At 61.7% G+C, this 17,856-nt stretch carries 17 protein-coding genes; 7 read left to right on the top strand and 10 right to left on the bottom strand.

All coding sequences use genetic code 11. The features are described from left to right. Nucleotides 1-124: 124 nt before the first annotated feature. The 5 genes from ACZZZP_RS18780 (at nt 125) to ACZZZP_RS18800 (ending at nt 3,729) form a co-directional block, all read left to right on the top strand. Nucleotides 125-1,636, top strand: coding sequence for an RNA polymerase factor sigma-54 (locus ACZZZP_RS18780; protein ID WP_122494350.1), 1,512 nt, complete (start codon nt 125-127; stop codon nt 1,634-1,636). Nucleotides 1,637-1,761: 125 nt separating this feature from the next. Beyond that, nucleotides 1,762-2,070, top strand: coding sequence for a ribosome hibernation-promoting factor, HPF/YfiA family (gene hpf / locus ACZZZP_RS18785; protein ID WP_108096173.1), 309 nt, complete (start codon nt 1,762-1,764; stop codon nt 2,068-2,070). A gap of 14 nt (nt 2,071-2,084) precedes the next feature. Next, on the top strand, nt 2,085-2,549 hold the full coding sequence (gene ptsN / locus ACZZZP_RS18790) for a PTS IIA-like nitrogen regulatory protein PtsN (protein ID WP_463383723.1): 465 nt from the start codon (nt 2,085-2,087) through the stop codon (nt 2,547-2,549). Between the two features lie 18 nt (nt 2,550-2,567). Beyond that, the gene (gene rapZ / locus ACZZZP_RS18795; RefSeq protein WP_122494354.1) at nt 2,568-3,422 is read left to right on the top strand and encodes an RNase adapter RapZ; all 855 of its coding nucleotides are present in this window, start codon (nt 2,568-2,570) and stop codon (nt 3,420-3,422) included. 34 nt (nt 3,423-3,456) lie between these two features. Next, nucleotides 3,457-3,729 (top strand): HPr family phosphocarrier protein, encoded by a 273-nt coding sequence (locus ACZZZP_RS18800; RefSeq protein ID WP_122494356.1) that lies wholly within the window; start codon nt 3,457-3,459, stop codon nt 3,727-3,729. Between the two features lie 51 nt (nt 3,730-3,780). On the opposite strand, the gene pmbA is transcribed toward ACZZZP_RS18800, so the two are convergent. Next, nucleotides 3,781-5,127 carry a metalloprotease PmbA gene (pmbA, locus tag ACZZZP_RS18805; protein WP_463383724.1) on the bottom strand — a complete coding sequence of 449 codons (1,347 nt, stop codon included), beginning with the start codon at nt 5,125-5,127 and terminating at the stop codon, nt 3,781-3,783. 97 nt (nt 5,128-5,224) lie between these two features. On the opposite strand from pmbA, the gene yjgA reads away from it, so the two are divergent. After that, the gene (gene yjgA / locus ACZZZP_RS18810; RefSeq protein ID WP_122494360.1) at nt 5,225-5,743 is read left to right on the top strand and encodes a ribosome biogenesis factor YjgA; all 519 of its coding nucleotides are present in this window, start codon (nt 5,225-5,227) and stop codon (nt 5,741-5,743) included. A 94-nt stretch (nt 5,744-5,837) separates the two neighbouring features. Here the strand turns inward: yjgA and ACZZZP_RS18815 are convergent, their stop codons facing one another. From ACZZZP_RS18815 to mreB, 9 genes are all read right to left on the bottom strand, one after another. Beyond that, nucleotides 5,838-6,047 carry a hypothetical protein gene (locus ACZZZP_RS18815; protein ID WP_463383725.1) on the bottom strand — a complete coding sequence of 70 codons (210 nt, stop codon included), beginning with the start codon at nt 6,045-6,047 and terminating at the stop codon, nt 5,838-5,840. Continuing rightward, the gene (tldD, locus tag ACZZZP_RS18820; protein ID WP_463383726.1) at nt 6,047-7,489 is read right to left on the bottom strand and encodes a metalloprotease TldD; all 1,443 of its coding nucleotides are present in this window, start codon (nt 7,487-7,489) and stop codon (nt 6,047-6,049) included. The genes ACZZZP_RS18815 and tldD overlap by 1 nt, the downstream gene beginning before the upstream one ends. Nucleotides 7,490-7,518: 29 nt before the next feature. Then, a complete protein-coding gene (locus ACZZZP_RS18825) occupies nt 7,519-8,358 on the bottom strand; it encodes a carbon-nitrogen hydrolase family protein (RefSeq protein ID WP_122494366.1) in 840 nt (279 codons plus the stop codon). 16 nt (nt 8,359-8,374) lie between these two features. Then, nucleotides 8,375-12,220 carry a YhdP family protein gene (locus tag ACZZZP_RS18830; protein ID WP_463536759.1) on the bottom strand — a complete coding sequence of 1,282 codons (3,846 nt, stop codon included), beginning with the start codon at nt 12,218-12,220 and terminating at the stop codon, nt 8,375-8,377. Between the two features lie 88 nt (nt 12,221-12,308). Then, nucleotides 12,309-13,766: a ribonuclease G gene (gene rng, locus ACZZZP_RS18835; RefSeq protein ID WP_463383728.1), complete on the bottom strand. Its 1,458-nt coding sequence runs from the start codon at nt 13,764-13,766 to the stop codon at nt 12,309-12,311. Then, nucleotides 13,759-14,364 carry a Maf family protein gene (locus ACZZZP_RS18840; RefSeq protein ID WP_463383729.1) on the bottom strand — a complete coding sequence of 202 codons (606 nt, stop codon included), beginning with the start codon at nt 14,362-14,364 and terminating at the stop codon, nt 13,759-13,761. The genes rng and ACZZZP_RS18840 overlap by 8 nt, the downstream gene beginning before the upstream one ends. 52 nt (nt 14,365-14,416) lie before the next feature. Further along, complete coding sequence (mreD, locus tag ACZZZP_RS18845) at nt 14,417-14,905, bottom strand: rod shape-determining protein MreD (protein WP_122494374.1); 489 nt, start codon at nt 14,903-14,905, stop codon at nt 14,417-14,419. Next, entirely contained in the window at nt 14,902-15,936 is a 1,035-nt protein-coding gene (gene mreC / locus ACZZZP_RS18850) for a rod shape-determining protein MreC (RefSeq protein WP_463384750.1), read from the bottom strand. The genes mreD and mreC overlap by 4 nt, the downstream gene beginning before the upstream one ends. Before the next feature lie 344 nt (nt 15,937-16,280). After that, nucleotides 16,281-17,318, bottom strand: a complete 1,038-nt coding sequence (gene mreB / locus ACZZZP_RS18855; protein ID WP_108096189.1) for a rod shape-determining protein MreB — start codon at nt 17,316-17,318, stop codon at nt 16,281-16,283. Between the two features lie 225 nt (nt 17,319-17,543). Here mreB and gatC point away from each other — a divergent pair, with 225 nt between their 5' ends. Continuing rightward, nucleotides 17,544-17,831, top strand: a complete 288-nt coding sequence (gene gatC / locus ACZZZP_RS18860) for an Asp-tRNA(Asn)/Glu-tRNA(Gln) amidotransferase subunit GatC (protein ID WP_122452389.1) — start codon at nt 17,544-17,546, stop codon at nt 17,829-17,831. Nucleotides 17,832-17,856: the final 25 nt, after the last annotated feature.

Here is a 17,856-nt window from a genome sequence, read left to right on the forward strand (position 1 = left end):
GACTTCGATTGAGGACTAGGCAAACGCCTCAGACTTAGGCATATAATTTGCTTCCTGGTGGCGCTTCGGCGCCCTCGTTGTGGAAGCGCGTATGCGCCGGCGAATAAGGTCTTAAGCCCCCTCCATGAAACCATCGCTCGTCCTAAAAATGGGCCAGCAGCTGACGATGACACCGCAGCTGCAACAAGCCATCCGCTTACTCCAACTGTCCACGCTGGATCTTCAACAAGAGATTCAGGAGGCGCTGGAGTCCAATCCCATGCTCGAACGCCAGGAAGAAGGCGAGGACTTCGATAACAGCGATCCGCTGGCCGATGGCGCCGAAAGCGCGCCGCCCGCGCCGAACAACGAAGAGTCCTACCAAGACACCAGCTACCAGGAAACCTCGGCACCTACCGTCGACAATCTGGAAGACGGCGAATGGGGCGAACGCATTCCCAATGAGCTTCCCGTCGACACGGCGTGGGAAGACATCTACCAAACCAGTGCCAGCAGCCTGCCATCCAACGACGATGACGAGTGGGATTTCACCACCCGCACCTCGGCTGGCGAAAGCCTGCAAAGCCATATGCTCTGGCAGCTCAACCTGGCGCCGATGTCCGATAAGGACCGCCTGATTGCGGTCACCCTGATCGACTGCATCAACGACCAAGGCTACCTGGAAGAAACCCTCGAAGAAGTGCTGGAGGCGTTCGATCCCGAGTTGGATATCGAGCTCGACGAAGTCGAAGCCGTGCTGCACCGCATCCAGCAATTCGAACCGTCCGGCATTGGCGCCCGCGACCTGCGTGAGTGCCTGTTGCTGCAACTGCGTCAGCTGCCAGCGAAAACGCCCTGGCTGCCCGAAGCGCAGCGCCTGGCCGGCGATTACCTCGACCTGCTCGGCAACCGCGATTACAGCCAACTGATGCGCCGCATGAAGCTCAAGGAAGACGAGCTTCGGCAGGTCATCGAACTGATTCAAAGCCTTAACCCGCGCCCGGGTTCGCAGATTGAAGCGAGCGAGCCGGAGTATGTGGTGCCCGACGTGATCGTGCGCAAGCACAACGATCGCTGGCTGGTGGAGCTGAATCAGGAAGCCATGCCCAAGCTGCGGGTCAATCCGCAATACGCCGGCTTCGTTCGCCGCGCCGACTCCAGCGCCGACAACACCTTTATGCGCAATCAGCTGCAAGAGGCGCGTTGGTTTATCAAAAGTCTGCAAAGCCGCAACGAAACACTGATGAAAGTGGCCAGCCAGATCGTCGAGCACCAGCGCGGCTTCCTCGACTACGGCGACGAAGCCATGAAACCGCTGGTTCTGCATGACATCGCCGAAGCAGTGGGCATGCACGAATCAACGATCTCGCGCGTGACGACGCAAAAATTCATGCACACCCCGCGTGGCATTTATGAGCTGAAGTACTTCTTCTCCAGCCACGTCAGCACCTCCGAAGGCGGCGAATGCTCGTCAACGGCGATACGCGCAATCATCAAAAAACTGGTTGCGGCGGAAAATGCGAAAAAGCCGTTGAGTGACAGCAAGATCGCTGGTTTACTGGAGGCACAGGGCATTCAGGTAGCCCGTCGCACAGTCGCCAAATACCGCGAATCCCTCGGGATAGCGCCTTCCAGTGAACGTAAGCGACTGATGTAAACGCCTGACCCGGTTCGCCTGCGAACCTCGCTCTGGCGAGACGGCTACACTGATCCAAGGCCAAAGTGTTCCGGCGACAAGCCCGTTAGCTTGTCTCTTACACACGGCAATAAGGAGAAAGCGGTATGCAAGTCAACATCAGTGGACATCAGCTGGATGTGACCGACGCCCTACGCGACTACATCGACGAGAAGCTCAGTCGATTGGAACGCCACTTCGACAAGATCACCAACGTGCAAGTGACCATGGAGGTCGAGAAGCTCAAGCAGAAAATCGAAGCGACTTTGCACATCGCCGGGGGCGAAGTAGTCGCCAACGCCGAACATGACGACATGTACGCAGCCATCGATCTACTCACCGACAAACTCGACCGCCAACTTATCAAACATAAGGAAAAGCAACTGGGTCGCCTGCAAGGCGCCACAGCTCGCTGACACCACCCCAACCCATGATTCGACTTGAAAATATCCTGACCCCCGGCCGCTCCCTTGTGGGCGTGCCGGGCGGCAGCAAAAAGCGCGTACTCGAACAAATCGCCAACCTGGTCGCCCGCGAATTGCCCGACCTCGATGGCCAAGACATTTTCGAAAGCCTGGTGGCGCGCGAGAAACTCGGCTCCACCGGCTTTGGCAATGGCATCGCCATTCCCCATTGCCGCCTGCCGGGCTGCACGTCTCCCATCAGCGCCCTGCTGCGTCTCGATTCCGCTGTCGATTTCGACGCCATCGACGGCGCGCCGGTTGACTTGCTGTTTGTGCTGTTGGTGCCCGAAGCGGCAACCGATGAGCACTTGGAATTGCTTCGCCAGATCGCCAGCATGCTTGATCGCAGCGAGGTTCGTGACCAGTTGCGCCACGCCTCAACCAGCGAAAGTCTTTACCAGGTCGTCGTCGACGTACAAAACGGCCGCTAGACGAACAGGTGACTGTGCATGCGTTTGATCATCGTCAGTGGCCGGTCCGGTTCAGGTAAAAGCACAGCGCTCGACGTGCTTGAAGACAACGGTTTCTACTGCATCGATAACCTGCCCGCCGGGCTCTTGCCCGAATTGGCCGAACGCTCCCTGCTGCACACCGAACTGGTTCAACCGCTGGTGGCCGTATCCATCGATGCGCGCAACCTGCCCAGCCAGCTTAAACGCTTCCCCGAACTGCTTGCCGAAGTGCGTGCCCGCCACATTCAGTGCGATGTGCTGTACCTGGACGCCGACGACGAAACCCTGCTCAAGCGCTTCTCCGAAACCCGCCGCCGCCACCCGTTGACCACCGACGAGCGTTCACTGGCCGAAGCGATTCGCGATGAAAGTGTACTGCTGAGCCCGATCACCGACCTGGCCGACCTCAAGGTCGACACTACGCACCTCAACCTCTACCAGCTTCGTGACACCCTCAAGCTGCGCCTGCTGAACAAGCCGGAGCCGGGCACTGCGTTTTTGGTCGAGTCGTTTGGCTTCAAGCGTGGCATGCCGGTCGATGCCGACTTGGTGTTCGACGTGCGCTGCCTGCCCAACCCGTACTGGAAGCCCGAACTGCGTGAGCATTCGGGCCTGGATTCGGTGGTGTCGGACTATTTGCAGGAACAACCGGACGTACAGGAAATGTACGACGACATTTACGCCTACCTGCACAAATGGCTGCCGCGCATTGCCGCCAGCAACCGCTCGTACGTCACCGTCGCCATCGGCTGCACAGGCGGTCATCATCGCTCGGTATACCTGGCGGACCGGCTGGGAAAAGAACTGAAGAAAACCCTGAAAAACATCCAGGTTCGTCACCGCGATCTCTAGAACCGCGGGACTCTATAGAAGGACTTAAGCAGCGATGCCTGCCTGTGAAATCACCATCATCAACAAGCTCGGCCTGCACGCACGCGCCGCTGCCAAATTCGTCGGCGTGGCGGGACGTTTCCCCTGCCAGATTCGCATTGGCCGCAGCCCGGAAAGCTGTGTGGACGGCAAGAGCATCATGGCCGTCATGATGCTGGCCGCCGGCAAAGGCACCGACATTCACCTGAGCACCGACGGCGAGCAAGGCGATGAAGCGCTGGCGGCCCTGGTGGAGCTGATCAACAACCGCTTCGACGAAGGCGAATAACGCCCCGCGCTTAAGCAAGCGCGGCGCACGACAGGCGTGCGCCGGCCGGCCTCAACTACCGGCGACCGTCATTTTCTCGATCAATACCGACCCGGTGCGCACGTTGCTGCGCAGCTCCAGATCGTTACCCACCGCGACGATTTGTTTGAACATGTCGCGCAGGTTGCCCGCAATGGTCACCTCCTGCACCGGGAACTGAATCTCCCCATTCTCCACCCAGTAGCCACCGGCACCGCGCGAATAATCGCCGGTCACCATGTTCAGCCCTTGGCCCATGAGTTCGGTAACCAACAAGCCGCGTCCCATGCGTTTGATCAGCGCTTGCTGATTTTCATCGCCATGGCTGACGAACAGGTTATGCACGCCGCCCGAGTTGGCCGTGCTCGGCATGCCCAATTTGCGCCCTGAATACGTGCCGAGAATGTACGAACGCAGCTCACCGTTTTCGACAAACGACTTGGCATAGGTCGCCAGCCCGTCCCCATCAAACGTGGCGCTGCCCAAGGCGCCGCGAATATGCGGACGCTCTTCAAGGCTCAGCCATTCCGGAAACAACACCTGCTCCAGACTGCCTTCCAGAAAGGACGACTTGCGGTACAGGTTGCCGCCGGATACCGCCGACAGAAAATGCCCGAACAGCCCGGTGGCCAGCTCGGCGGCAAACAGCACCGGCACTTCGCACGTCGGCACCGGACGCGCGCCCAAGCGGCTAACCGCGCGCTCGGCGGCACGACGGCCAATGCTGACCGCGTCAGCCAAATCTTCACCGCGACGGCTCACGTCATACCAATAATCACGCTGCATCAGGCCGTCGGCCTCGGCAATCATCACGCAGCTCAGGCTCTGCCGCGTGCTGGCGTAGCCGCCGACAAAGCCGTGGCTGTTGCCGTAGACGCGGCAGCCGCGGTGAGTGTTCAGGCTGGTGCCGTCGGCGTTTTTGATGCGGGCATCGGTGGCGAACGCCGCCGCTTCACATTCCAGGGCGCGCTCGATGGCTTGCTCGGGAGTGATGTCCCAGGGGTGGAACAGGTCGAGGTCCGGCAAGTCGCGCGCCATCAGCTCGGCGTCGGCCAGGCCGGCACAGTCGTCCTCAGAGGCATGTTTGGCGATGGCCAGTGCGGCCGCCACGGTTTCACGAATGGCCGCATCGCCGCTCGCCGAGGTGCTGGCCGAGCCTTTGCGCTGACCAAGATACAAGGTGATGCCAAAGCCCTGGTCGCGGTTGAACTCGACGGTTTCCACCTCGCCCTGGCGCACCGAGGTCGACAACCCCTGCTCCACCGAAACCGCCACTTCGCAGGCGCTAGCGCCCTGGGCTTTGGCCTCGGCGATAATCCGCGCCACTTGCTCCTGCAATTGCGGCAGGGCCTGCGGCCCAACTACGTCTGCTGCACTCATAACCTACAACTCCAGTTCAGAGACCAGTCACCTGGCCAGGCCGGACAAGCGGCCTTCGACTCGTTATCATGGCGGCGTTTCCAACTGGATCGACCCCATGTCTGACTATTCCGACGACTTCTCCGAAGAGAAGAGCAAAAGCCAAGTAAAGCGCGAGCTGCACGCGCTGGTTGACCTTGGCGAGCGCCTGACCACGCTCAAACCCGCCCTGATCGAGAAACTGCCACTGACCGACGCCCTGCGTCGCGCCCTGGCCGATGCGCCGAAACACACGGCTAACATCGCTCGTAAACGGCATATCCAATTCATCGGCAAGCTGATGCGTGATCAGAACGTCGATGAAATTCTGGTACTGCTGGACCAGCTCGATGCCTCGACCCGGCAGTACAACGAACGCTTCCACAACCTGGAACGCTGGCGTGATCGCTTGGCTGCCGGCACCGACGAAGTGCTCGAAGCCTTCGTCGCCGAATACCCGGACGCCGACCGCACCCATTTGCGTCAGCTGATCCGCCAGGCCCAACACGAAGCGGCACAAAACAAAGCCCCGGCCGCCACGCGCAAAATCTTCAAATACATCCGCGACCTGGACGAAACCAAGCGCGGCTTGCGTTAGTCCCTTCGAACCTCTGTAGGAGCGGCTTTAGCCGCGATGCTTTTAAATCAAGAGCATCGCGGCTAAAGCCGCTCCCACAAAGTCCGATTCAAGGCTAGGCCCATGTGCCGACAAACAGGATCGGCCCGAAAACCAAACATATGCACATCAGGAAACCGAGGAGTTCTACCAAGCCTTCATTGGTTCCTCGCTTGCTGGTGTCGTAACGCCCTCCAGTTAACAGCAACAAAGTCCAGCGGCCGATGTGGTAGAAAACGATATCGACCAGCAGCTCGCCGACAAGGCGAAAGACCCACTCGACCATCAGCTCCCAGTCCCGCCCACGGTAATCAAATCAATCTTCAACGTCGGCTGCCCCACGCCGACCGGCACCGACTGCCCGTCTTTGCCGCAGGTGCCCACGCCGCTGTCCAGTTCCAGGTCGTTGCCGACCATCGACACCTTGCTCATCGCTTCCGGGCCGTTGCCGATCAGCGTGGCGCCTTTGACCGGGGCGGTGATTTTGCCGTCTTCGATCAGGTAGGCCTCGCTGGTGGAGAACACGAACTTGCCGCTGGTGATGTCGACCTGGCCGCCGCCGAGGTTGGCGCAGTAGATGCCCTTCTTCACCGAGCGAATAATTTCTTCCGGGTCGCTTTCGCCGGCCAGCATGTAGGTGTTGGTCATGCGTGGCATCGGCAGGTGTGCGTAGGATTCGCGGCGGCCATTACCGGTGGCGGCCACGCCCATCAGGCGGGCGTTGAGTTTGTCTTGCATATAGCCCTTCAACACGCCGTTTTCGATCAGGGTAGTGCATTGGGTCGGTGTGCCTTCGTCGTCCATGCTCAACGAACCACGGCGGCCGAACAGGGTGCCGTCGTCAACGATGGTGCACAGGCTGGACGCCACTTTTTCACCGATGCGGCCGCTGTAGGCCGAGCTGCCTTTGCGGTTGAAGTCGCCTTCCAGGCCATGGCCAACCGCTTCGTGCAGCAGCACGCCAGACCAGCCCGCGCCCATCACCACTGGCATGGAGCCGGCCGGCGCGGGAATAGCTTCGAGGTTCACCAGTGCCTGGCGCAGCGCTTCGCGTGCATAGCCCATGGCGCGGTCCTCGGTGAGGAAATACAAGTAGTCGGAGCGGCCACCACCGCCCTGTCCACCGCGTTCGCGACGGCCGTTTTGTTCGACGATGACGCTGACGTTGAAGCGCACCAGCGGACGAATATCGGCGCCCAGGCTGCCATCGGCGGCAGCAACCAGAATGCGTTCCCACACGCCGGCAAGGCTGACGGTCACTTGTTTGATGCGCGGATCAAGCGCACGCGTGGCGACGTCGACGCGCTTGAGCAGCTCGACCTTTTCCGCACGGGTCAGCACTTCCAGCGGGTTTTCCGGCGCATAAAGACGCGCCACTTCGGGACTGACAAACGCCTGCACCCGACCATTCTGGCCGGCCCGGGCAATCGAACGGGCCGCACGGGCCGCTTCGCTCAATGCGACGGGGGTGATGGCGTTGCTGTAGGCGAAGCCGGTTTTCTCGCCGGATTGGGCGCGCACGCCAACGCCTTGATCGAGGTTGAAACTGCCTTCTTTGACGATGCCGTCTTCCAGCACCCAGGTTTCCGAAACCTGACCGTGAAAGTACAGGTCAGCCGCGTCGATACCCGGCCCAGCCAGCTCGCCGAGCACGCCCGGCAACTGCTCAATGCTCAAACCGCCAGGGCCCAGCAGGTGCTCGCTCACGGACAGCAACATGTCGCTCATTTAGTTACTCCATAGGCTCTGGTGAGCCTTCAGGTCGGCGCCTTCAGCGACGACACAGCAAAACGGCGGTGCGTGTGCACCGGCATACGTTGACGGATGTCTGCCTGCTCAACCGCATCGCGGTCGGCCAGCAGCACAGCCGCACCTTGGGCCTGCTCGGCAAGCACCCGACCCCAGGGGTCGATGATTGCCGCATGGCCGAATGTTTCGCGCCCCTTCGGGTGCAGACCGCCCTGTGCGGCGGCCAGGATGTAGCACTGCGTTTCTATCGCTCGCGCCCTGAGCAGCACCTGCCAATGTGCGGCGCCCGTCACGGCGGTGAACGCTGCGGGCGCGGTAATCAGCTCGGCACCCGCCTCACGCAAGGCGCCATACAACTCGGGGAAGCGCAGGTCGTAACAGACCGTCAGGCCCAAGCGTCCTACAGGCGTATCGGCGACCACCACATTGCCGCCAAACGCGTAGTCATCCGACTCGCGGTAACGACCACGGCTGTCAGCCACGTCCACATCGAACAGGTGCAGCTTGTCGTATCGCGCGACTTGCTCGCCGTGCGCATTGATCAATAACGAGCACGCGTGGGACTTGGCGTCTGGCTGATCCTGCGGCGGCAGAGGCATGGTGCCCGCCACTATCCATAACTTGAGGTCGCGGGCGGTCTGTTTCAACCACGGCAGTATCGGTCCGTCGCCAAGGGCTTCGGCGCGCCCCAGTGTGGCAAGGTCGCTGCGGCCCATGGCGGCAAAGTTTTCCGGCAGCACCGCCAGTTGCGCGCCCTGCTCGGCGGCCTGCTGCAGCAGCAGCCGCGCCTGGGCGAGGTTGGCCAGCACGTCGTCCTGGCTGACCATTTGAATCACCGCGAGGGACATAGGCGCTCCCTTAAAATTAGCGAGGTTTTTCGAAGGGCTTGTCGAAAGCAATTTTCGGATCCTGCCAAGACCCCTTCACGCTGTACTGCACGCTGGCGAAGCGGGCGACTTGTTTGCCCAGCAGCTTGTCGGCCACGAACAGCGCGCCACCAATGGCCGGCGCACCCACAATCAGCGCGGCCAGCGGCAGGTTGTTGGTCAGCGGCAAGGTCACCAACAGTTTGGCATCCACCTGGTTGCTCGCCATATCCAGCGTGCCGTTCATTTCCAGGTTGCTCGACGGCCCTGTGAGGGTGATCGGCTCTTTGGTCACGTACACGCCGTTGGTGGCGACCAGCAGGCCTTTTACCCGGTCGTAGCTCAGGCCTTTGTCTAGCAAGTCGGAGAAATCCAGGCGCAGGCGGCGGCCAATGGAGTTGAAGTTAAGCAGACCAAACACCCGCAGCGCCGCCGTCGAGCCTTGGGCTTCGACGAACTGGCCTTTGCGCAGCGTGGGGTCGAGCGTGCCGCTAAAGCGTTTGAGGCTGATCCAGGCGGGCGATCCCGGCCAGCGGCCGTCGATGTCCATGTGGAAATCCTGGCTGGTGGCGGTAGGTGCGAAGTTCCAGGCCAACAGCACATCCGACAGGTTGCCGCCGCCAATGCGCCCTCTGAACCAACTGCTGGTCGCGCCCGGCGCGCCTTCCCAGCCCACGTCGCCTTCAAGCTGCAAGCCTTTAAGGCCCATGTTGACGTCGCTAAACACCACGCCGTTGGCGTTCGGCCGTGCTTTCAGCGACCACGCGCCGAGCAGCGCATCGCCTTGGTAAACCCGCTCAATGTTCAGGTTCAGTGCCGGAATTTGCCGGGGGTCGACGTCAGCCAGCGCGTCCGGTTCTTCCACCTCGGGCGCGGCTGGGTCGGCGGGCTGCGGCGGTTGCGCCGCCGGGAAACGCAGGTGCTTGAGCTGTATATCGATAGGCGCACCGTCAGCGTCGGGCAAGCCCACCACGCCACTGACGCGGTCGCTGCTCAAGCCCACGTTCCAGCCACTGGCGATACGGGTCATCTTGACGTTGAGGTTGTCGATGTCGGCGCCCAGGCCATGAAAGGCGCCGATGTGCAGGTCGGCACTGTTGAAGAATTGCTTGGCGCTGGCGGCCTGGTCGCCGGCGTAGCGCTTGGCGACATCTTGCCAGGCGGTGGCGTCCAGTTCGCTGATGTCGCCGTTAACCTGTAAACCTTTGGCGTTGGGCACACGAGCCGGCTCGCTGCCCAGGCGCAACTCGGCGCGGCCGTCGCTGAAGCCGCTGGCCGGTGCGCTGGCAGCGAGGCTGGCGAGGTTGGCGTACGTCAGCGCGTAGCCGCGCTCGGCACCCTGCAAACTCATGCGCCATTGGCTCGGGCGCTCATCCGTTGCCGCTTTGCCCAACGGCGCCGGCAAATCAATGGCCACGCCTTTAAGCGTCGAGTTGACCTGCAACAAGCTGTTGTCGCCGTCCAACACCACCGCCAGCTGCAACGGCAATTCGCCGGAGACCGGCAGCGGCCGGGTGATGCCCGACCAATCGGTGAGGGTTTTCACCGGCACCTGCCCGGCCACTTCGATGCGGCTCGACGGTTTACCAACTGTTTTGCTCGCCACGGCCTTGCCGCGAACCGGCCGACCGAACACCTGAGCGCGAATGTCCGGTGCGCTCAGGCCGGTGGCCGTGTCGTAGCGGAAATCGCCTTTCACCTGACTCAGCGCCAGCTTCGGCGTTGCCATATTCAGCGTGGCGCCGTCGGCACTGAAGTCGACAATCGCGCGCGTGGTCGGACCCTGGCCCAGCGGAATATCGAGGTTGAGCTTGGCTTTCAGATCGCCTTCACCGCCCCAGCCTTCGAATATCGAGGCCGTGCCGATGGGCGCTTCCTGCAGAATTTTCAGCGCGTCGGTCATGCTGCTGGCGACATCACCCGTGACCAGCAAGCGCGACGGCTGACCCTTGGCAACGTGCGGTACGTCGACGTTCACATTGCTGACCGTGCTGTTGAGCATCTGTCCGCTGGGGGCGCGAACGCGAACGCCGCTGTCTTCGATCAGCACATCGCCGGTGATGTTTTGCAGCACGGGCCAGCCCGGTTGAAACGCCAGTTCGGTGTCATGCACCTTAAAGAACAGACTGATGCTGGTGGCTGTCGGGTCGGCGCCTTTGTTAAGCGAGCCCTGGTACTGGAAATAACCTTCATCAATGGCGCCACGGTGGATGGCCGTCGTCAGCCACTTGGCCAGATCCTGGCTGAAACTGGGCACCAGAGTCGGCAGGTATTTCTCGACGTATTGGGCGTTGCCTTCCTGCAGCCCGACGCGCAGGTCCATGTAGTCTTCGGTGTCGGGCGCCAGGGTCAGGCGAATCAGGAAGTCGCCCGCCAGCTTGCCTTCGTCGCCGACCAGCTTCATGTACGGGGCAATTAAGGTGAAGGCGTCGGCGTTGAGCGTCCAGGTCAGGCGCGCGTTGGCTTTCTGGTAACGCCAGGGTTTGGGAAACAGGTGATCCAGGTGCAGGGCGAAATTCTCGGTGTCCATGCGCAGCTCGCCATGGCCGAGGTCACCGCTGATGCTGCCGGTGACGTTCTCTGCGGCCGGCGCGCCGCCGTAAGCACTGAAGGTGATTTGCTGAAGGTTGGCGGCGAACTCAACGCGCTGGTCGCGGTTGGGCGCCTCGGGCGTAATGCTCAGCTGCAGGTTGCGCAACGCGCCTTGCGGCTTCAGCCCGTGCAGCACCTCGGCGGCTTTTGCCGGCAGCGGCGCCAGGGCTTCGATGGTGGGCGTCAACGGCGCCAGGTCGAGCCGGTCGGCGCTGACCTGCCAGCGCTGCGGCCGGTTTTCAGCGGCGCTTTGATAGACCAAACCCACTTGCACTTCGCCCCAGCGGGTTTCGCCGAGTGTGGCGGCCAGTGAGTTGAGCAGCACGTTGTAGCCCTGCTCGGTGCGGTTCATGTAGGCCATAACCGCCAAGTCATTGATCTGCACGGCCTTGCGTTCGGCATAGGCGGCGCGCAGCTCTGGGGCATTCAGACGGGCCACGGCGCGTTGCACCGCACCGTCGGCCCAGGACAGCCAGAACTCGCCACCCGCCTGAAAGCGCTCCACCTGCCAGTCACGCGTTACGCCGGCCGGTAGCCAACGCGCCCAATCGCTCTGCGGCAAGCTCAAGTAAACCTGCGCCTGCGCCTCGCGCCAGGTTTTCGGCTTCACGCGGGCATCGATGCTCAGGCTCAGCGGCTGACCGTCAGGCAACGTAACGCGGCCATCGAGGCGCTGGCGGCTGGCGCCGGTGATCAGGTCGAGGTTGATGTAGGTAAAGGTCAGCGGCTTGCTGTCGTGCGGTTCCAGCGTGAGCTGGCTGTTGAAGAGGGAAAGCTGTTGCACCCGTTTGAGGTTGCGCAGCAGTTGTTCAGGGTCCAGCGGCGGATCGTTCTCTCGCTTGGGCAGCCCTTCCATCGTCCATTTGCCGTCGGCATCCTGCACGGCACTGAGTTGCAAGCCATCGACTTCCAGACTGCCGACGCGCACCTGCTGAGCCTGAACGCTGGCCCACAACGCGGGCACTACACGAACCTGATCCAGGCGCAGCGCGCTGGCGCCCTCGCCCACCTGCACGTCATGGGCCACCAGCAGCGGCGCCAAACCGCGCCAGCTGCCTTCCAGGCTGCCAATGGTGACCGGCAGGCCGACGGCTTCGCGCAGCCGGTCTTCGGCTTGCAGGCGGTAGTCGGCAACCATCGGCACCAGCATGCGGCCGATGCTCACATACAGCGCTGCCACGATCAGGCCCGTGGCGCAGAGGTACAGGCCCCAGCGCGTCAGGGTGGCAATCAGGCGGGCGAGGCGCTGCATGATCAGGCGGCTTTCCTTTTATTGTTAGGCCGGGTCGACGCTGCCGGCGCGTGGCTAAACGCGGCGCCGGTTAAGGTCGCGAGAGGTGTCAGAGTAGAACCACGTCGTATTGTTCCTGCGAATACATGCTCTCGACCTGAAATTTGATGGTGCGGCCGATAAAGCTTTCGAGGTCGGCCACATTACCCGATTCCTCGTCCAACAGGCGGTCGACCACTTTCTGGTTGGCCAGCACGCGATAGCTTTCGGCCTGGTAGGCACGGGCCTCACGCAGAATCTCGCGGAAGATTTCGTAGCAGATGGTTTCCGGCGTTTTCAGTTTGCCGCGCCCCTGACAGCTGACGCACGGCTCGCACAAAATCTGTTCGAGGCTTTCACGGGTGCGCTTGCGCGTCATCTGCACCAGGCCCAGTTCGGTGATGCCGATGATGTTGGTTTTCGCGTGGTCGCGTTCCAGCTGTTTCTCCAACGTGCGCAGTACCTGGCGCTGGTGCTCTTCGTCTTCCATGTCGATGAAGTCGATGATGATGATGCCGCCCAGGTTGCGCAGCCGCAGTTGGCGGGCAATGGCGGTGGCCGCTTCGAGGTTGGTTTTGAAGATGGTCTCTTCCAACGTGCGATGGCCGACAAAGGCGCCGGTGTTCACATCAATGGTGCTCATCGCCTCGGCTGGGTCGATGATCAAGTAGCCGCCGGACTTCAACGGCACTTTGCGCTCCAGCGCTTTCTGAATCTCGTCTTCAACGCCGTACAGGTCGAAGATCGGCCGCTCGCCGGGGTAATGCTCGATACGGTCGGCCACTTCGGGCATCAGCTCGTCAACGAACTGGGTAACTTTCTGGAAGGTTTCCCGCGAATCGACGCGCAATTTCTCGGTGCGCAAACTGACCAGATCGCGCAGGGTGCGCAGCGCCAGGCTGAGGTCTTCGTAAATCACCGAAGGCGTAGGCGCGGTTTTCATTTGCGTGGCGATCTGGCTCCAGAGGCGGCGCAGGTAGCGGATGTCGGCCACGATTTCATCGGCGCCCGCACCGTCGGCCGCGGTGCGCAAAATAAAACCGCCGGCCTCTTCAATGCCTTCGGCGGCGATGCAGTCGGCCACCACTTTCTTCAGGCGTTCGCGCTCCACTTCGTCTTCGATGCGCAGCGAAATGCCGACATGGCTGGTGCGCGGCATGTACACCAGGTAGCGCGACGGAATCGACAGCTGCGTGGTCAGGCGCGCGCCTTTGCTGCCGATGGGGTCTTTGGTCACCTGCACGGTGAGGCTCTGGCCTTCGTGCACCAGCGCGCTAATGCTTTCCACCGCCGGACCTTCGCGGGTGGAAATTTCCGAGGCGTGAATAAACGCCGCGCGCTCCAGGCCGATGTCGACAAACGCCGCCTGCATGCCAGGCAACACGCGCACCACCTTGCCTTTATAGATATTGCCGACAATGCCACGGCGCTGCGTGCGCTCGACATGCACTTCCTGCAACACACCGTTTTCCACCACCGCCACACGGGATTCCATGGGCGTGATGTTGATCAGAATTTCTTCACTCATGACGGCTCTCGCTCATGGCCTGCCAGCAGGGAATACCGAATTCGGCGAGTAAGGCGGCGGTTTCACACAGTGGCAGGCCGACCACGGCCGAATAGCTGCCACGCATGCCGCTGACAAACACGGCGGCCAGGCCTTGAATAGCGTAGCCGCCCGCTTTGTCCTGCGGCTCGCCGCTGGCCCAATAGGTGGTTGCTTCAGCGGTGGAAATGGAACGGAAACTGACGTCGCTGCTGACCAACCGCACTTCGCTGCGCTGGCCATTCGCCAGGGCGACGGCGGTCATCACTTGGTGTTCGCGGCCGGAGAGTAATTGCAACATGGCCAAGGCGTCGGCCTGGTCGGCAGGCTTGCCGAGAATGTGGCCATCGACGACGACCGCCGTGTCGGCGCCGAGCACGACGGCATCGGTGGCAGCGGACACCGTCGCCAAACCTGCAGCGGCCTTGGCCAGCGCCAGACGCTGCACATAGTGCTCGGCCGACTCGCCAGGCTGGACGCTTTCGTCGATGGGGGCAGCAAGAATGGAAAAGCCTACGCCGATCTGCGTCAGCAGTTCGCGCCGGCGTGGAGACCCGGAGGCCAGGTAAAGCGTGGCCATGCAGACCTCTCCCTGTCGAGCAGTAAAGAGGCAGGCCTAGGCCCTGCCCCGCTTAGTTGACGTTCAAACGCTGGTGCACACCGCGCAAGGCCACCGACACCCAAGGCCAGAGCAGCGCACTGACCAGCGCGGGCAGCACAAAAGCCAAGGTAGGCGGCCGGTTGCCGGTCAACGCATTGAGCCACAACTGCACCAGCTGGGCCAAGCCAAACACCACCAGCAGCACCAGGCTCTGTTGCCACATGGGGAACATGCGCAGGCGCTGATGCAGGTTGAGCACAAGGAAGGTCACGAGGGTGAGGATCAGCGCGTTCTGACCGAGCAATGTGCCGTACAACACGTCGACGCCCAGCCCGAGCAGCCAGGCGGTGGTCATGCCCACGCGGTGCGGCAGGGCCAGCACCCAGTAGGTGAGAATCAAGGCAGGCCACAGCGGACGACCCACTTCCATGAAGTCTGGCAACGGCGCCACGCTGAGCAGCAGCGCCAGACCGAGGCTGAACCAGATGACCCAACCATTACGTGGACGCAGACCAATCATCGACGCTCTCCCTGAGTGGCGGGCTTGGCCGGTGTGGCGGCAGGTTTGGCGGGCGTGGTCGCCGGTTTGGCAGGCGCCGTCGGCGCTGGGCTTGGAGCAGCTGCGCCAGCGGGTGCAGGCGTGGCAGCGGGCGCGGGTGACGGCGCTGGCGCGGAGCCGGCGCCTTCATTTTGCAGGGCCTCAGCGGCTTTCTGTTCAGCCTGGCGATCAACCTTTTCTTGCGCTTCGGCCGAATCCGTCGCGCGCTGTTCCGGGGTGCGGGTGTCGGTAAATACCAGCAGCACATAACGGCTGCGGTTGAGCGCGGCAGTGGGCACGGCGCGAACAATGGCGAAGGGCTGGCCGGAGTCGTGCACCACCTCTTTCACCACCGCCACTGGGTAACCCGCCGGAAAGCGCTGGCCCAGCCCGGAGCTGACGAGCAAATCGCCTTCTTTAATATCTGCCGTGTCGGCGACATGACGCAGTTCCAGGCGCTCCGGGTTACCGGTGCCACTGGCGATGGCGCGCAGGCCATTGCGGTTCACCTGCACGGGAATGCTGTGGGTGATGTCGGTGAGCAGCAGCACGCGCGAGGTGTACGGCATTACTTCAACCACCTGGCCCATCAGACCACGCGCGTCGAGCACCGGCTGGCCGAGGAACACGCCGTCTTTGCCGCCTTTGTCGATCAGGATGCGATGGGTGAAGGGGTTGGGGTCTACGCCGATCAGCTCGCCCACCAACACTTTTTCATCCACCAACGAGGAGGAATTGAGCAATTCGCGCAAACGCACGTTCTGCTCAGTGAGCGCCGCCAGCTTTTGCAGGCGACGCTGCATCAACAGCGCTTCAGCTTTGAGTTTTTCGTTCTCGCCGAGCAGCTCGCTACGGCTGGTGAACTGCGCGGTGGCGCCATCCCACATACGCACGGGGAAGTCGGCCAGCCAATAGAACGGCGTCAGCACCAGACCGAGCTGGCTGCGCATGGGCTTGAGGGATTCGAAACGGGCGTCGACCACCATCAGCGTGGCCGACAGCACAACCAGCACCAGCAGGCGCACACCCAATGACGGTCCTTTGGCAAAGAGCGGCTTAATGGCTGATTGCTCCGACGCTGAAGTGAATATTCATACGGTCCGCATCGCTGGCTGGTGGGCGTGGATTCTGAAGCGCGAAGTGTAACGGCAGTGACCGACTTAAATGCAATGAGCCCACCGGAGTGGGCCCAACAGCCATGCTTTTTTAATGTTCAGGGCTGGTGAAAACGTAGCGAGCGAAGGGTACGCGAGGCAAAAACAGATGAACAAGCGGAGTTGGCTGTAGCCAATGAGCATTGTGAAGCTGTTTTTAACGCGGCGTAACCGAGCGCAGTAGTTTTCTCAAGGCCTGGGACTCATTCGCTCGAGAGCAGGTCCATGGTGTGACGATCCATCATCTCGAGGGCCTTGCCGCCACCGCGTGCTACGCACGTCAGCGGGTCTTCGGCAACGATCACCGGCAGGCCAGTTTCTTGGGCCAGCAGCTTGTCGAGGTCACGCAGCAAGGCGCCACCACCGGTCAGCACCAGACCGCGCTCGGCGATGTCGGAAGCCAGTTCCGGCGGCGATTGTTCGAGGGCGCTTTTCACCGCTTGCACGATGGTGGCCAGCGACTCTTGCAACGCTTCGAGCACTTCGTTGGAGTTCAGGGTGAAGCTGCGCGGCACGCCTTCAGCCAGGTTGCGGCCACGCACGTCAACTTCGCGCAATTCGCCGCCAGCGTAGGCGGTACCGATTTCCTGCTTGATGCGCTCAGCGGTGGATTCACCGATGAGGCTGCCGTAGTTACGGCGCACGTAGGTGATGATCGCTTCGTCGAAACGGTCGCCGCCCACACGCACGGATTCGGCATACACCACACCGTTGAGGGAAATCAGGGCGATTTCAGTGGTACCACCACCGATGTCCACCACCATGGAACCGCGTGCTTCTTCTACCGGCAGGCCGGCACCGATAGCAGCGGCCATGGGTTCTTCGATCAGGAACACTTCACGGGCACCGGCACCGAGGGCCGATTCGCGAATGGCGCGACGTTCAACTTGGGTGGATTTGCACGGAACGCAGATCAGCACGCGAGGGCTGGGCTGCAGGAAGCTGTTTTCGTGCACTTTATTAATGAAGTACTGCAGCATTTTTTCGCAGACGCTGAAGTCGGCGATCACGCCGTCTTTCATGGGGCGAATGGCTGCGATGTTGCCGGGGGTACGGCCGAGCATGCGCTTGGCCTCGGTTCCGACTGCCACGACACTCTTCTGGTTGCCGTGGGTACGGATGGCGACCACGGATGGCTCGTTCAGCACGATGCCGCGTTCGCGAACATAAATCAGGGTATTGGCAGTGCCCAGGTCGATCGAAAGATCACTGGAAAACATGCCACGCAGTTTCTTAAACATGGGATAGGGACCCTAGGCAACGCGTGGGTAAAAAGTGCGGCAAACTCTAACAACGACGGGGATTTTGGGCAAGGCGCCAATATGTTAAATTGCCGCCTTTTTCCCGGCATTAGCGCCAAGTTAGCGGCTTATGACCGCGCGCTGATCTTATCCGTTCCGTACGACATTCCCTACGGACTTCTACTCGCCTCTCGCAGGCCGTTCTATTTAATTGGAGAACACCCGATGGCGCTCGAACGCTCCGAGGTGGAGAAAATCGCTCATCTGGCCCGACTGGGTCTGAACGAAGCCGATATCCCTCGCACCACCGAAACACTGAATAACATTCTGGGCCTCATTGACCGCATGCAAGCGGTCGACACCACCGGCATCGAGCCGCTGGCCCACCCGCTGGAAGCAACCCAGCGCCTGCGTGAAGACACCGTCACCGAACAGAATCAGCGCGAGGCTTACCAAGCCATCGCCCCGGCCGTGCAAGACGGTCTGTATCTGGTTCCGAAAGTAATCGAGTGAGGGTTATCGAGTGAGTAAGGACGTG

It is taken from the genome of Pseudomonas sp. AC211 (assembly GCF_979258055.1).